The organism is Streptomyces sp. NPDC004539, assembly GCF_040610055.1.
In the GTDB taxonomy this organism is placed as follows: Bacteria; Actinomycetota; Actinomycetes; order Streptomycetales; family Streptomycetaceae; genus Streptomyces.
Window position 1 is genome coordinate 89942 of sequence record NZ_JBEXLS010000033.1, and the last position, 14211, is coordinate 104152.

A 14211-nucleotide genomic window follows, 5' to 3' on the forward strand; every position below is an offset into this window, starting at 1 on the left:
GGCATGCGCCTCGACCTCGACGGCGTGACCGTCTCCGCGGCCGGCACCCGCCTCGTCCACGACATCCGCCTCACCGTCGAACCCGGCACGGTCGTCGGCCTCGTCGGCCCCAACGGCAGCGGCAAATCGACCCTGTTGAGATGCGTCTACCAGGCGCTGCGCCCCGACACGGGCACGGTCCGCCTCGACGGCGAGGACCTGCGGACGACGTCCCCGCGCGCCGCCGCCCGGGTGCTGGCCGCGCTCCCGCAGGAGTCCGGCGCCGAGTTCGACTTCACGGTCGCCGAGGTCGTCGCGATGGGCCGCCTCCCGCACGAGCGGCGCGGCGTCGGCGAGGACCGGAAGATCTGCGCGGAGGCCATGGCGGCGACCGGCGTCGGCCACCTCGCCGACCGGGGCTTCCTCGCCCTGTCCGGCGGCGAACGCCAACGCGTCCTGATCGCACGGGCGCTGGCCCAGCAGCCGCGCGTCCTGGTCCTCGACGAACCCACCAACCACCTCGACATCAGCCACCAGTTGGACGTCCTGACCCTCGTCCGGGACGCCGGGCTCACCGTCCTCGCCGCCCTGCACGACCTCAACCTGGCCGCCGCGTACTGCGATCGGCTGTACGTCCTCGCGGACGGCCGGCTCGTCACCTCCGGGACCCCCGAGGACGTGCTGCAACCGGCTCTGCTCGCCGAGGTGTTCGGCGTCCGCGCCCATCCCGTGCGCCACCCCGTCACCGGTGCCGTGCAACTCCTCTTCGACCGCCTGTAAGGAACCCCCCATGCGCTCCTTCCGTCAACTCGCCGCCGTAGCCCTGTGCCTGGCCGTCACCGGCTGCGGCGCCTCCGTGGAGAAGACCTCCACTGCGGCGGCCTCGGCCAAGCCGGTCACCATCACGAACTGCGGGAAGAAGGTCACCTTCGACCACGTCCCCGAACGGGTCGTCACCAACGATGTCGGCATCACGGAGCTGATGTTCGCGCTCGGCCTGGAGGACCGGATGGCCGGGTTCGCGATGCCCGACGACAAGGGCGATCTGACCGATGTGCCGTGGAAGGACGGCTACCAGAAGGTCAAGTGGCTCTCCAAGGACCAGCTCACCAAGGAGAACGTCCTCGACGCCCGCGCCGATCTGGTCTTCGCCGGCTGGAACTACGGCTTCCGCGAGGACAGCGGCTTCACCCCCGACGCCCTCGCCAAGCTCGGCGTCCCCTCCTACATCCTCACCGAGTCCTGCCGCAACGGCCGTACCGAGACCTCGCGGGGCATCATGCCGCCCCTGGAGGCGCTCTACACCGACCTCACCACCCTTGGGCAGCTCTTCGGCGTCGAGCAGCGCGCGGCGGCCCTGATCGCCTCCTTCAAGAAGGAGATAGCCGCCGTCCAGGCCCCCGCGAAGCGGCCCAAGGTGTTCCTCTACGACAGCGGCCAGGACTCCCCGTTCACCTCCGGGAAGTACGCCGCGCCCGACCAGATCATCAGCGCGGCCGGCGGTGAGAACGTCACCCACGACGTCGACGACTCCTGGACGACCGTCGGCTGGGAGACCGTCGTCGCCCGGAACCCGGACGTCATCGTCATCTGCGACTACGGGGACGTCAGCGCCGAGCAGAAGCGGAAGTTCCTGCTGTCGTACGCGCCGCTCAGGAACGTCGCCGCCGTCAGGAACAAGCGGATCTTCGTCCTCGACTACGTCGACCTCGTCGAGAGCCCCCGCAACCCGTCGGCGATCGCACGGCTCAACGCGTATCTGAAGACGGTCGCCTAGGGTTCGCGCGTCTCGGACTCCAGCGAGGCGCGGGTCGCCGGGCCGTACACGCCGGAGTCGTCCGAGAGGATGAGGCGGGTGAACTGGTAGGTGCGGACGGCGCTCTGGACGCTCTCGTCGTAGACGCCGGTCGCCTCGCCGTCGTAGCGGCCGATCTGCTTGAGGCGGAGCTGGAGTTCCCGCACCTGCGGGCCCGTGTCGCCGAGGCGCAGGACGCGCGGGGTCTCGTCGCCGTCGCCCTGGGTGGGGGTGGGGTCCGGGGCGGTGGTGGGGGAGGCGGCCGAGCCCGATGTCGGGGTCGACGTGGGGGCGGTCGACGGGGAGCCGGTCGGGGAGGCCGTGGCGCTCTGCGTGGACGACGCCGAGGACGACGGGCTCGTGGACGTGGAGGGGCTGGGGGAGCCGGGTGTCTCCGTCGCGCTGGCGGAGACCTGGTCCGGGACGCTCTCGCGCAGGTCGTCCTGGAGATGGTCGGCGCGGGACGGCGTCTGGTACATCGAGACGCCGACGAGGACGCCCGCCGCGATCGCGAAGGTGGCGGCGGAGACGGTGACCAGGGCGATCCGGCTGCGCTTGGCGGGGGGCTTGTCGTCGGCGTCGGAACCGGCCTGAGGGAGCAGCACGGTGTCGGGCTCGGGGTCGGGCTCAGGGAAGTCGCCCGGGCCGGAACCCTCGCCGGGCGCGGGGAGGAAGCTGTACCCCGAGTCCTGGGCAGCCTCCGGGGCGGACTCCCTGGTTCCGTCGTCGTCGCCGGACACCGCCCTGCCGTTGTGTTCAGTCACGCCTGGTCCCTCTCCATGAGATCTCCGATCCTATGCGGAAGTCCCACTTTCAATCTTCACGGGTCTCCACAAGTGGAGGGCCCGGCACGGGAGTTGGGACCGGCGGCGCCTGTCCGGCCTACCGGCTCCAGGCCCCGGAGGCCGCCGCCCGCGCCGCGTACTCCGTGAACGAGACCGGCTCCCGTCCCAGCAGCCGCGCCACCGTGTCGCCCGGCGCGGCCGTGTGCCCGTCGCGCATCACCGCGAACAGGGCGTCGAGTTCATGGACCGCCTCCTTCGCGAACCCTTCCTCCAGCAACTCGGCACGGTACTCCTCCGGCGTCAACTCCTCGTAAGCAATGGGCCGTTCGGCCGCGCGGGCGATCTCCGCGACCGCGTCCGCGAAGGTCAGCGCCCGCCCTCCCGTCAGCTCGTACACCTCCCCTTGGAGCCCCCGCGACGTCAGCAGGACCGCCGCGACGTCCGCGATGTCCCGTACGTCCACGAAGGGTTCGGGGACGTCACCGGCCGGCAGGGCGAGCCGCCCGGCGCGCAACGGGGCCCGCCAGAGGTCCTCGTCGAAGTTCTGGTGGAAGTTGTTGGGCCGCAGGACCGTCCACTCGACGCCGGACTCCCGAACGGCCTTCTCCCCGGCGGTCATTCCCCGGAAGGTGTCCGCCGGAGCCCGGTCCACGCCCCGCCCGGACAGCGCCGTGAACCGGCGGACCCCGGCGTCGACCGCCTGCCGGACGAAGGGCTCGGCGAGCGCGGGGTCCTCGGGCGCCAGCAGATGGACGGCGCCGATGCCGTCCAACGCCCGCGCCCACGTGTCCTGTTCGGCCCAGTCGAAGCGCGCCGCGCCGGTCCGCGACACCACCCGCACCCGCCGCCCGGCCGCCCGCAGCGCCGGGACGAGCCGCCGGCCCACCTTTCCCGTCGCGCCCAGTACCAGAATCGTGTCCGTGGAGTTCGTCATGCCCCTCAGTCAACTGGGGCGTCAAACCGGGGGACATGGCCGATCGTCCGCGGGAACTGCCTGATCGTCCAGGCCCTAGGGTGTCCCCATGGAGCCGTTCGACGATCTGTTGCAGGGCGTGCGCGCGGACGGGGCCGGACTCCGCCGCACCGACCTCCCACCGCCGTGGTCGCTCCCCCTGGGCGGCGGCAACTCCCTCACACTGTGCGTGGTGTTGGGCGGCACGGCCCGCCTCGACCGGGGCGAGGAGGTGCGGGCCGGCGACACCGTCGTCGTCCGGGGCCCCGACACCGTGCGCCTGCGCTCCGACACGGACCGCGCGACCCTGCTCACCGGCGTGTACGACGCCCGGGGCGCCGTCGGGAGACGGCTCGTCGGGGTGCTGCCGGGGGTGATGGTGGTCCCCGGCGACGACGACTGCGCGCCGCTCCTGGACTTCCTCGCCGGACCGGCCGACGGCGGCGCACCCGTCGTCCAGGACCGGCTGCTGGACTGGCTGCTGGTGTGCGCGCTGCGCGGCTGGTTCGACCGGCCCGGGAACGTGCCGCCGGGGTGGTTCGGGGCGCTCGGGGACGAGGTCGTCGGGCCGGTGCTGCGGGTGATGCACGCGTCCCCGGAGCGCGCGTGGACGCTCGTCGGGCTGGCCGCCGAGGCGGGCGTGTCCCGCACGACCCTCGCGGACCGCTTCGTCCGCCTCGTCGGCACCCCGCCGCTGACCTACCTCACCGTCTGGCGGATGAACCTCGCGGCGGACCTGCTCACCGGGACCCGGGAGACGGTCGGCGCGGTCGCCCGGAAGGCCGGGTACGCGGACGCGTTCGGGTTCAGCGCCGCGTTCAAGCGGGTGTACGGGGTCAGCCCGAGCGTCTACCGCAGGTCCCGGGCGCCCGAGACGACGGCCGGCAGCGGGACCGGCTGATAATCTCACCGCGGCCGTGAACCGTCGCGGCCGTCGACCGAGGAGGTGGGACCCATCACCGCAGGACCAGGCAGGGCACTCACCCCCGACGACACCGGCCGGCGCGTCTGACCCGAGGTCGACCACCGGGAGTGCCCTGGGAAACCGGCACCCCGAAAGGCCAGCACCTCATGACGTACGACGCCTTCCCCGCCCCCGACGGCACCCCGCTCGCCCTCCACGCCACCGGCGACGGCACCCCCCTCGTCTGCCTTCCCGGCGGCCCCACCGACTCCGCCTACCTGGGCGACCTCGGCGGCCTCACCGCCCGCCACCGGCTGATCCGCCTCGACCTCCGGGGCACCGGCCGCTCCGCCGCCCCGGCCGACCCCGCCTCCCTCCGCTGCGACCGCATGGCCGACGACGTCGAGGCGCTCCGCGTCCACCTGGGCCTCGAAAGGATGAATCTCCTGGCCCACTGCGCGGGCGCGAACCTCGCCGCCCTGTACGCGGAACGCCACCCGGGACGCGTGCACCGCCTGGTGCTCGTCACCCCCAGCACCCGCGCCGTCGGACTGCCGGTCCCCGGCGGACTCCGGCTGGCCACGGCCCGGCTGCGGCACACCGAACCCTGGTTCCCGGAGGCGTACGCGGCCCTGGAGGCGATCGTCTCGGGACACGGGGACGACTGGGAGGCCGTCACCCCCTTCTCGTACGGCCGCTGGGACGCGGCGGCGCGGGCACATCACGCCGCCGAATCACTTGATCCGGTGATTCTCGGGGCGTACGGGGCTGACGGCGCGTACGACCCGGCACGCACGCGTGCGGCACTCGCCGGGTTCGGGGCGCCGGTGCTGGTGGTCGCGGGGGAGGTGGACGTGGTGGCCCCGCCGAGGGTGGTGAAGGAGTTCGCCGGGCTGTTCCCGGGGGCGGAGTTCGTGGTGCGGGAGGGCGGCGGGCACTTTCCGTGGATGGACCGGGCCGAGGAGTTCGCGCAGGTCGTGGACGGGTTCCTGCGGGAGTAGGGGGCGTTGTCAGTGGCGTCTGCGAAGGTGGGGGCAGTGGCGATCGACGAGGGAAGGAAGGGCGCTGGGATGGGCGGGGGAATCTGGGAGGGGATGCGGTGGGAGGAGTGGCGGGACCGCGAGAGCGTCCGCGCGCGGCTCGACGCGGGGGCGGACCCCGAGAGCTGGTCCAGCGGCGGACGGCCCCTCCACCAGGCGGCGTTCGCGGGCTCCCCCGAGGTCGTCGCCGAGATCGCCGCGCGCGTCGCCGACGTGGACGCCCTCCAGGAGGGGGTGACGGCCCTGTGGGAGGCGCTGGTGTACGGCCGGGTCGACAACGTCCGCGCGCTCGTCGCCGCCGGTGCCGATCCCTGGCTGCCCCAGCTCGGCGGCTGGTCCCCGGGGCGCCTCGCCCTCGCGGGACCGACACCGGAACTCTTCGAACTTCCCCCGGGACAGCCCGGCTTGACCGAGCCGGAGCGCCGCGCGGCCGACGAGGGGGCCCGGCTGCTGTCCGCCCTCGGGGAGTTCTACCACGACGGCATGAGTGTCGCCTGCGTCGCCGGGATCGACGCCGACGAGGCCGTACGGCGCCTGGAGGCGGGAGAGGTCGACCCCGAGACGCTCGACGAACTCCTCGCGGACCCCTACGACTTCGACATGGACGAGAGCCTGCTGATCGTGGGGGTGACGACCGTGCCCGGCGGGTGCGTCGTGTCCCAGGCGTGGGGGTACGGGGCGTCGATGCCGGGCGTGCTGAAACTGCTGACCGGGGGGACGCGCGGGTACGGGGTGTACGCCAATCCGAAGAGCGGCAACCAGGGCCGGATCTTCCGGGACGGCGTGGCCGAAGGATGGGATCTGCACCCCGGGGGCGGGCCGTACCAGGGTGACGGCCCCGAAGAGGTCCTGGCGAGCTACCTCTACCACGTCGAGCCGATGGCGTACGCCTGCTCCTGGGCCGGACTGCGGCCCGAGGACGCGCGGGCGTTCACGGGGACGCCGGACAGGTGGGTGGCGCTGCCGGACGGGGACTACTGGGACTGGAAGGAGTAGAGGCAGCCGGAGCGCACGGGCGCCGTGCGCACAACCGTGCGACCCGTGGGCGCCGTTGGCGGGGCGCGGGGGAGAACGGATGGTGGAAGCCGTCACTCCGGACAGGCGCTTCGGGAGGGGGCCCGCCGGGCATGGTCACTGGGGCGGTCCGCCCGGTCGAAGGCGCCTGGGCTCGGACATCAGCACATTTCGTACGTCACCGGACCCGCAGCAGGGGTCCGCAGGGAGGGGAGCCATGTCGTCGTCCTGGTCTGCTTCGGAACACCGACCGGATGAGGAACGGGCACAGCCTGTCGTGGGACCGGCGGGGACCCCGGCCTCCGCCGCCGTCTTCCTGGTCCTCACCGTCGAACCCGGCGGCGAACCCGTGGTCCGGGACCTGCTCGCCGGCCTCGCCGGACTGGTCAGATCGGTCGGCTTCGGACACCCCGAAGGACAGCTCACCTGCGTCGCGGGCATCGGCGCCGACGGCTGGGACCGGCTCTGCGGCGACGGAGAACGCCCCGCCGCCCTGCACCCCTTCCGCCCCCTCGAAGGCCCCCGGCACCGCGCCGTCGCCACCCCCGGCGACCTGCTCCTCCACCTCCGCGCCACCCGCCCCGACCTCTGCTTCGCGCTCGCCACCGAGCTGGTGAAGCGGCTGCGCGGCGTCACCGTCCTCCAGGACGAGGTGCACGCCTTCGCCTACTTCGACGCCCGCAACCTCCTCGGCTTCGTCGACGGCACGGAGAACCCGGTCGGCCTCACCGCCGCCGAGACCGCGTACGTCGGCGCGGAGGACCCGGGGTTCGCGGGCGGGTCGTACGCGATCGTCCAGAAGTACCTGCACGACACGGAGGCGTGGGAGAAGCTCCCCACCGAGGAGCAGGAGGGCGTCATCGGGCGGACCAAGGCGACCAACATCGAGCTGGAGCGGCCCGGCTCGCACGTCGACGTGAACACGCTGACCGGTCCCGACGGGGAGGAGCAGCGGATCTTGCGGGCAGCGATGCCGTTCGGCCGGCCGGGACACGGTGAGTTCGGCACGTACTTCATCGCCTACGCGCGCGACCCCGAGGTCCCCGAGACCATGCTGCGGCGGATGTTCCTCGGCACCGAGGACACCGGGCCCGACCCGATCCTCGACTTCTCCGAGCCCGTCACCGGCACGCTGTTCTTCGTGCCGCCCGCGGAATTCCTCAAGAGGTTGGCGGCCCGCTGAGGCGCTACCCCTCTACGGTCCTGTAGAAGTATCCCCGGGTGATCACTCAACCCGCCCTTGTCCGGGGCGGGTTGACCGGGTGTGCCCTCTCGTACGCGTGATGAAGGAGCTAGGGCAGCAGGATGCCGCACATGCAAGACCGGGCGATCGAAGCGGACGCCGTCGAAGTGGGCGCCGTCGCGGCGGCGCCGGGGAAAACCGCCCGTCAGGAACTGGCCGACCGCTGCCGCGCCGTCGCCGAGTCCCGCTGGTTCGCCCTCACCGTCTTCGCGGTGATCCTCCTCAACGCGGCGCTCCTCGGCGTGGAGACGTACGCCGGGCTGGTCTCCCGCTGGCACACGGGATTACGGTTCGCCGAGCACGTCTGCCTCGCCGTCTTCACCGTCGAACTCCTGATCCGGCTCGGTGCGCACGCCGACCGGCCCCGGGACTTCTTCAAGGACCCCTGGAACCTTTTCGACCTCGCGGTGATCCTCACGACGTTCCTCCCGGTCGTCCGCGAGAACACGACCGTCCTGCGCCTCCTGCGCCTGGCCCGCGTCCTGCGCAGCGCCAGGTTCCTGCCCCAACTGCGGGTCATGCTGGTCGCCGTGGTCCGCAGCCTGCCCGGCACGCTCAGCTTCCTCCTCGTCGGCGCGCTCCTGCTCTACGTGTACGCCATGGTCGGCTGGGTCTTCTTCAGCCACGAGGACCCCCAGCACTACGGCTCCATCGGCCGGGCCGTCCTCACCCTGTTCCTCCTCATGACCCTGGACGGCATCGGGGACGCGGTGCACTCGGGGCTGGAGATCTCGCGCTGGAGCCTCGTCTACTACGCGTCGTACGTGCTGCTGGCCTCGTTCGTGCTGGTCAACGTGTTGATCGGGGTGGTGATCACGTCGCTGGACGAGGCGCGGGACATGGAACGGGAGCAGGAGAGGGAGCGCGAGGGGTCACGGGACCCGGACGGGGAGCGGGTGAACACGCCGCGGCCGGTGCGGCGCGAGCGGTTCCGGGCCGCCGAGGACGACGAACTGCTCCTGGCCCGCATCGCCGCCGCCCGCCAAGCCCTGGACGACCTCGAACGGGACCTCGCGGGGGCGGGCCGGCCAGGGCCTTGACCTCAAGTCCGCTTGAGCTCGTACGGTCCCGCCATGACGACCCAGCACCTCACCGACGCCGAACTCGCCGCGCAGCCGATCGCGTACTGGACCGGCGTCGCGTACGAGGCGACCATCGCCCACGTCCGCTCTCACATGGCCGAACTCGGCACCTCCCAGCCTCAGTTCTGGATTCTGCGCCACCTGTCCCGACACGACCTCTCGGCCGACGGGCAGGGCAGGACGGTCCCGGAGCTCCGGGAGGCCATGACCGGCTACCTCCGGCCCGAGGACGATCTGGCCGCCGAGTCGGAGACCCTGCTGGGCAAGAGGTGGATCACCCGTGACGGGGAGGAGCGGCTGTGGATCACCGAGGCGGGGGAGGACGCGCGTCTGGAGATCAAGCGGCACGCCCCCGCTGTCCGCGAGCGGATGCACGAGGGCGTCGACGACGCCGACTACATCACCACCGTGAAGGTGCTGCGGCGGCTGATCGAGAACACCGGTGACCCCGGCGGGGCGCTCGGATGAGGCTCAGGTGCCCTGCAAGCGGGCCGTCGTCCGGGTCAGGGCCGTGGTGAAGGGGTGGGCCGGGCGGGTCAGGATCTGATTCGCCGGGCCCTCCTCGACCAGTTCGCCCGCGTCGAGGACCGCGACGCGGTGGGCGAGGGCGGCGGTGGTGAGGTCGTGGGTGATGAGGAGGAGGGTGAGGTCGGGGCGGGTGCGGAGGAGGGCGGTGAGGGTGTCGAGGATCGTACGGCGGGTGACCGGGTCGAGGGCGGAGGTGATCTCGTCGCACAGGAGGACACGCGGGCGGGCGAGCAACGCGCGGGCCAGGGCGGCGCGTTGGAGTTCGCCGCCGGACAGGGCCGCCGGGCGGCGGTTCCACAGGGGTTCCGTGAGGGCCAGGCCCCCGAGGGTGCTTCGCGCTTCCTCCCGCGCCGCGGCCTCGGTCGCGCCGCGTAGGCGGATCGCCGTGCGGGACACCTGGTCGAGGATGGTGCGGTGTTCGTCGAACGAGGCCCGCGCGTCCTGGAACACGTACTGGACGGCGGCGAGTTGGGAGCGGGTGCGGTCGCGGAGGCTGTGGGGGAGCGGGGTGCCGTCGAGGGTGACCTCGCCGTCGTAGGCGCGGTGCAGGCCGGCCAGGGCGCGGGCCAGGGTCGTCTTGCCGCTGCCCGAACGGCCCACGACGGCGAGGCATTCACCTCGGTGGAGGGTGAGGCGGGGGATGCGGACGACCGGGGCGCGGCGGTGACGGGCCGTCAAGTTCTCGATCTGGAGGACCGGTTCGCCCGGCTCGGTGTCCGGTGGGGTGAACGGCCTTTCCGCGTCGAAGAGTTCGCGGGTCCAGGGGTCGCGCGGGGTGAGGCGGAGGCCGTCCGCGCTGCCCGACTCGACGATCCGGCCCGCCCGCATGACGTGCACCTCGTCGGCCAGGGCGCGCACGACGTCGAGGTCGTGACTGAGGAGGACGACGGCGATGCCCCGGGCGGCGAGCGCGGCCAGTTCGTCGACGACGCGGCTCTTCGTCAATGTGTCCTGCCCGGTGGTGGGCTCGTCGGCCACGACGACCTGGGCGCCGAGGAGGAGGGCCTGCGCGAGGGTGACGCGCTGCTGCTGGCCGCCGGAGAGCTGGTGCGGGAAACGGCGCAACAGGCCCTCGGGATCGGAGAGCTGCGCGTCGGAGAGCGCGCCCAGGACCAGCCCCCGGCGCTCCGCGCGCGGCCGGGTGCGGGCGAGGTCCGTGAGGAGCGCCGAGACCCGGCGGGCGGGGTTCAGGACGGACGCCGGATGCTGCGGGACGTACCCGGCACGGCCGGCGGCCCGGACCTCGCCGGTGACGGCCGCGCCCGCCGGGAACTCGCCCAGCAGCGCGAGCCCCGTCGTCGTCTTGCCGCTGCCTGACGCCCCGACCAGCGCGGTGACCCGGCCGGCGGGCACCCGCAGACTCACCCCGTCGACGATCGCCCGCCCCCCGATCTCCACCCGCAGCTCCCGCAGTTCGGCCACGACGGACCCCGACCCGACACTCATGTGGACGACTTCCCTTCTTCCCGGAGCGGCGCCCCGCCCTCGCGGACCGACTCCACTTCCCGCTGACCCGAGGCCACTTCCCTACGACCCGGCCCCGCTTTCCCACGGCCCCCCGGCACATCCCTGTGCCCCGAAGCCGCCCCCTTACGCCCCGCCCCCGCCGGCTTGCGGCTCAGCGCCGCGTCGAACAGCAGATTCGTCCCCGTCGTCAACGCGACGATCAGCAGAGCCGGTACGACGACCGCCCACGGCTGCACGAACAGCCCCGTCCGGTTCCGGTCCACCATCACCGCCCAGTCCGCCGCGTCCGGCTCGACCCCGACCCCGAGGAACGCGGCCGTCGCGACGAGGTACAGCACCCCGGTGAGCCGGGTCCCCGCGTCGGCGGCCAGCGTCCGTACGCCCGACCGCGCGACGTGCCCGACGGCGATCCGCCACCAGCTCTCGCCCTGCATCCGCAGCGCCTCCACGGCCGGACGCGACGCCGCCTCCCCGGCCGAAGCGCGGACGATCCGCGCCGCGTCCGGCACGTTCACCGCCGCCACCAGCAGCGCGAGCCCCACCGCCCCCGGCGAGAACACGGCCGCGACCAGCAGGATCAGCAACAGCGAAGGCACCGCCAGCAGCACGTCCAACGGCCGCATCAGCACCTCCTCCAGCCACCGCCGACGCGTCAGCGCCGAGCACAACCCCACGGGCAGCGCGACGAGATACGCCAGCACGGTCGCCGCGAGCGCCGTCACCACCACCGGCCGTCCCCCGTGCAGGATCTGCCGGACGACGTCCCGCCCCACGAAGTCGGTGCCGAGCCAGTGCCCGCCCCCGAGCGTGAACGACGTCCCCCGTGGCCCGGGTTCACCCGCGAACAGCGGCCCGAGAAGCGCCAGAGCCAAGGGGACGGCGACCAGCACCGCCCCGGACACGAACCGTCCCTTCACGCAGCCACCTCCGCCCGGGGCACGAACCGGTGCGCCACCAGATCCGCCCCCAGATTCAGCACGACCGTCACCACCCCGAACACCACCGCCAGCCCCTGCACCACCGGCACGTCCCGCTCGGACACCGCGTTCAGCAGCACCGTCCCCAGCCCCGGAATCACGAACAACGCCTCCACGACGACGACCCCGCACACCAGCCAGTCGACGGTCCGCGCCAGTTGCTGCACGGCCGGCGCGAGCGCGTTGGGCAGCGCGTGCAGATACCGCACCCGGGCCTCCGGCACCCCGTACCGCCGGGCCTGCGCCACATAGGGCGACGCCAGCGCCTCGACCATCCCCGCCCGCACCAGCCGCGACAGCGAACACACCGGCCGGGCGAGGAGAACGAGCACCGGCAGCACCAGCACGGCCGGACGCGCGAGCAGGTCCGTGCCGTACCCGAGGGCCGTCGGCGGCAGCCAGTCCAGCCGCAGCGCGAACACCGTCACGAGCAGCACCCCGAGCGCGAACTCCGGTACGGCGTACACCCCGAGGGCCACCGCACTCGCCAACCGGTCCACGAGACCGCCCTCGTGACGGGCCATCAGGACGCCGAGCCCGAAGCCGGCCGGGATCAGCAACAGCAGCGTCAGCGCCGCGAGCAGCAGGGTCGGGCCGAACCCCTCGGAGAGGTAGGTGGCGACCGGCCGCCCGGAGACCAGGGACGTGCCCAGGTCCCCGTGCAGCAGCCCGCCCGCCCAGCCCAGCAGCCGTTGCCCGGCGGGCTCGTCGAGGTGCATCGCCTCCCGGATCGCCGCGATCCGCGCCGGATCGGGCTGATCGCCCGCGAGGGCGACCGCCGCGTCGCCCGGCAGCGCCTCGGCCAGCGCGAAGACCAGCAGCACCACGGCCACGGTCTGTACGACGCCGAGCAGCAGCCGCCGGACGACGAAGGAACCCAGAAAGGTCACGCGAGCCACACCTTGTCGAACCGCGCCCAGCCCAGCGTGTTGGCGGGCGCCTTCGCGTCGACGCCCTTGACCCGGCGGCCCGTTCCGATGATCCAGTCCGCGAACCCCCACACCAGGAACCCGCCCTCGGTGTACAGCCGCCGCTGCATCCGCGCGTACACGGCGGCCCGCTCGGTCGCGTCGGACGTCGACTGAGCCTGCCGGTACAGCGCGTCGAAGTCCTTGTGCCGCCAGTGCGTGGCGTTCGTCGTCGAGTCGGTCAGCAGCCGCTGCGAGATGTGCGCCTCGATCGGCATCGCGCCCGAGCGGTAGCAGGCGAGGACCCCGGAGTCGAGGATGTCGCTCCAGTACGAGTCCTTGCTGCCGACCCGCACCTCGACCGTCACCCCCGCCTTCGCGGCCTGGTCGCGGAAGATCCCGGCGGCCTCCGTGAACCCGGCGGCGACCTCCGAGGTGTCCAGCGTGACCTTGAGATCCGAGGCCCCGGCCGCCTTCAGCAGCGCCCGCGCCTTCGCCAGATCCTGGGCGCGCTGCGGGAGTTCGGCCGCGTAGTACTCGTACCCCTTGCCGAACAGGTCGTTGCCGACGACGCCCGCGCCCGACAGCGCCCCGTCCACGAGTTCCTGCCGGTCGGCGATGAGGAAGAACGCCTGCCGGACCCGGGGGTCGTCGAACGGCGGCCGGTCCGTCTTCATCGCGAACCCCTGCATGGCGCTGCCCCGCAGCCGCACGATCTCGATCCGGCCGTGCCCCTCGTGCGCGCGGGCCGTCGTCGGGTTCAGCTCGTGCGCGTACTCGATCTGCCCGCCCAGCAGGGCGTTGACGCGCGCCGACTCCTCGTTCGCGACGACGAACTCCAGCTCGTCGAGGTGCGGGGCGCCCTCCCAGTACGCGTCGTTGCGCCGGAAGACCGCCGAGCGCCCCGGCGCGAACGACACGAACCTGAACGGCCCCGACCCGACGGGCTTCGCGTCGAAGTCGGTCGCCTTGTCGGGCACGATGTACGCCCCGAACGCGGCGAGCACGTTGGGGAATTCGGCGGTCGGCCGCTTCAGCACGAACTCGATGGTCCGCGTCCCCGTCGCGCGGCTCGCGGTGAGGTCGATGGGCTCCAGGGACGCCTTGGCGCGGAACGTCTTCGCCGGGTCGGTGATCCGCCGGTAGCTGTAGAGGACGTCCTGCGCGGTCACCGGCCGCCCGTCGTGGAACTCGGCCTCGCGCAAGGTGACCTGCCACCGGTCGAGGGTCTTGTTCGGCTCCCACTTCGCCGCGAGCCGGGGCACGGCCGCGAGGTTCGGGCCGTAGTCGGCCAGCTTGTCGTACTGCGCCTTGGCGCGGGCGACGTCGCCGAAGAGGTTCGCGAGGTGCGGATCGAGGTTCTCGCTCGCGCCACCGCCCGCGAAGGCGGCCCGCAGCCGGCCCCCGCGCACGGGAGTACCGGAGGAACCCCCCGCGGAGCCACCGGAGTCACCGCACCCGTTCACCGCCAGCGCACCCAGCGAAGCCGCCCCCGCCGCCAGAAAACCCCGGCGGCCCAGAGAAAAACGCATCGGAC

General features: G+C 72.9%; 14 protein-coding genes. 8 read left to right on the forward strand and 6 right to left on the reverse strand.

Features of this window, described 5'->3' with window-relative positions; all coding sequences use genetic code 11:
* Positions 1 to 3 precede the first annotated feature (3 nt).
* Together ABZX85_RS43545 and ABZX85_RS43550 are read left to right on the forward strand one after the other, a co-directional pair.
* Positions 4 to 759, forward strand: coding sequence for a heme ABC transporter ATP-binding protein (locus tag ABZX85_RS43545; RefSeq protein ID WP_355882500.1), 756 nt, complete (start codon positions 4 to 6; stop codon positions 757 to 759).
* Positions 760 to 769: 10 nt separating this feature from the next.
* Positions 770 to 1756 (forward strand): ABC transporter substrate-binding protein, encoded by a 987-nt coding sequence (locus ABZX85_RS43550; protein ID WP_355882503.1) that lies wholly within the window; start codon positions 770 to 772, stop codon positions 1754 to 1756.
* On the opposite strand, the gene ABZX85_RS43555 is transcribed toward ABZX85_RS43550, so the two are convergent.
* Complete coding sequence (locus ABZX85_RS43555; protein WP_355882505.1) at positions 1753 to 2538, reverse strand: peptidoglycan-binding domain-containing protein; 786 nt, start codon at positions 2536 to 2538, stop codon at positions 1753 to 1755. The genes ABZX85_RS43550 and ABZX85_RS43555 overlap by 4 nt on opposite strands.
* A 118-nt stretch (positions 2539 to 2656) precedes the next feature.
* Positions 2657 to 3493: an NAD(P)H-binding protein gene (locus ABZX85_RS43560; RefSeq protein WP_355882508.1), complete on the reverse strand. Its 837-nt coding sequence runs from the start codon at positions 3491 to 3493 to the stop codon at positions 2657 to 2659.
* Positions 3494 to 3581: 88 nt separating this feature from the next.
* Between ABZX85_RS43560 and ABZX85_RS43565 the strand changes: the two genes are divergently transcribed.
* The 6 genes from ABZX85_RS43565 to ABZX85_RS43590 all read left to right on the forward strand — a co-directional run bounded on the left by ABZX85_RS43565 (position 3582) and on the right by ABZX85_RS43590 (position 9262).
* Positions 3582 to 4412 carry an AraC family transcriptional regulator gene (locus ABZX85_RS43565; RefSeq protein ID WP_355882511.1) on the forward strand — a complete coding sequence of 277 codons (831 nt, stop codon included), beginning with the start codon at positions 3582 to 3584 and terminating at the stop codon, positions 4410 to 4412.
* A 170-nt stretch (positions 4413 to 4582) separates the two neighbouring features.
* The gene (locus ABZX85_RS43570) at positions 4583 to 5416 is read left to right on the forward strand and encodes an alpha/beta hydrolase (RefSeq protein WP_355882587.1); all 834 of its coding nucleotides are present in this window, start codon (positions 4583 to 4585) and stop codon (positions 5414 to 5416) included.
* Positions 5417 to 5485: 69 nt separating this feature from the next.
* Complete coding sequence (locus tag ABZX85_RS43575; RefSeq protein WP_355882514.1) at positions 5486 to 6451, forward strand: ankyrin repeat domain-containing protein; 966 nt, start codon at positions 5486 to 5488, stop codon at positions 6449 to 6451.
* 235 nt (positions 6452 to 6686) lie between these two features.
* The gene (locus ABZX85_RS43580; protein WP_355882517.1) at positions 6687 to 7652 is read left to right on the forward strand and encodes a Dyp-type peroxidase; all 966 of its coding nucleotides are present in this window, start codon (positions 6687 to 6689) and stop codon (positions 7650 to 7652) included.
* A 122-nt stretch (positions 7653 to 7774) separates the two neighbouring features.
* A complete protein-coding gene (locus tag ABZX85_RS43585; RefSeq protein ID WP_355882520.1) occupies positions 7775 to 8752 on the forward strand; it encodes an ion transporter in 978 nt (325 codons plus the stop codon).
* Positions 8753 to 8785: 33 nt separating this feature from the next.
* Positions 8786 to 9262 (forward strand): MarR family winged helix-turn-helix transcriptional regulator, encoded by a 477-nt coding sequence (locus ABZX85_RS43590; RefSeq protein ID WP_355882523.1) that lies wholly within the window; start codon positions 8786 to 8788, stop codon positions 9260 to 9262.
* Between the two features lie 3 nt (positions 9263 to 9265).
* Here ABZX85_RS43590 and ABZX85_RS43595 read toward each other — a convergent pair whose 3' ends face one another.
* From ABZX85_RS43595 to ABZX85_RS43610, 4 genes are read right to left on the reverse strand one after another with little or no spacing between them, the layout of a single operon-like run.
* Entirely contained in the window at positions 9266 to 10768 is a 1503-nt protein-coding gene (locus ABZX85_RS43595; protein WP_355882526.1) for an ATP-binding cassette domain-containing protein, read from the reverse strand.
* The gene (locus tag ABZX85_RS43600) at positions 10765 to 11706 is read right to left on the reverse strand and encodes an ABC transporter permease (protein ID WP_355882529.1); all 942 of its coding nucleotides are present in this window, start codon (positions 11704 to 11706) and stop codon (positions 10765 to 10767) included. Before ABZX85_RS43600 ends, ABZX85_RS43595 begins: the two co-directional genes overlap by 4 nt.
* The gene (locus ABZX85_RS43605; protein ID WP_355882532.1) at positions 11703 to 12656 is read right to left on the reverse strand and encodes an ABC transporter permease; all 954 of its coding nucleotides are present in this window, start codon (positions 12654 to 12656) and stop codon (positions 11703 to 11705) included. Before ABZX85_RS43605 ends, ABZX85_RS43600 begins: the two co-directional genes overlap by 4 nt.
* The gene (locus tag ABZX85_RS43610) at positions 12653 to 14206 is read right to left on the reverse strand and encodes an ABC transporter substrate-binding protein (protein WP_355882535.1); all 1554 of its coding nucleotides are present in this window, start codon (positions 14204 to 14206) and stop codon (positions 12653 to 12655) included. Before ABZX85_RS43610 ends, ABZX85_RS43605 begins: the two co-directional genes overlap by 4 nt.
* Positions 14207 to 14211: the final 5 nt, after the last annotated feature.

Bases quoted from the DNA above. Each gene is read 5' to 3' on its own strand.
- ABZX85_RS43545 (WP_355882500.1), top strand. From the start codon at position 4: ATGCGCCTCGACCTCGACGGCGTGACCGTCTCCGCGGCCGGCACCCGC.
- ABZX85_RS43550 (WP_355882503.1), top strand. From the start codon at position 770: ATGCGCTCCTTCCGTCAACTCGCCGCCGTAGCCCTGTGCCTGGCCGTC.
- ABZX85_RS43560 (WP_355882508.1), bottom strand. From the start codon at position 3,493: ATGACGAACTCCACGGACACGATTCTGGTACTGGGCGCGACGGGAAAG.
- ABZX85_RS43565 (WP_355882511.1), top strand. From the start codon at position 3,582: ATGGAGCCGTTCGACGATCTGTTGCAGGGCGTGCGCGCGGACGGGGCC.
- ABZX85_RS43570 (WP_355882587.1), top strand. From the start codon at position 4,583: ATGACGTACGACGCCTTCCCCGCCCCCGACGGCACCCCGCTCGCCCTC.
- ABZX85_RS43575 (WP_355882514.1), top strand. From the start codon at position 5,486: ATGGGCGGGGGAATCTGGGAGGGGATGCGGTGGGAGGAGTGGCGGGAC.
- ABZX85_RS43580 (WP_355882517.1), top strand. From the start codon at position 6,687: ATGTCGTCGTCCTGGTCTGCTTCGGAACACCGACCGGATGAGGAACGG.
- ABZX85_RS43585 (WP_355882520.1), top strand. From the start codon at position 7,775: ATGCCGCACATGCAAGACCGGGCGATCGAAGCGGACGCCGTCGAAGTG.
- ABZX85_RS43590 (WP_355882523.1), top strand. From the start codon at position 8,786: ATGACGACCCAGCACCTCACCGACGCCGAACTCGCCGCGCAGCCGATC.
- ABZX85_RS43595 (WP_355882526.1), bottom strand. From the start codon at position 10,768: ATGAGTGTCGGGTCGGGGTCCGTCGTGGCCGAACTGCGGGAGCTGCGG.
- ABZX85_RS43610 (WP_355882535.1), bottom strand. From the start codon at position 14,206: ATGCGTTTTTCTCTGGGCCGCCGGGGTTTTCTGGCGGCGGGGGCGGCT.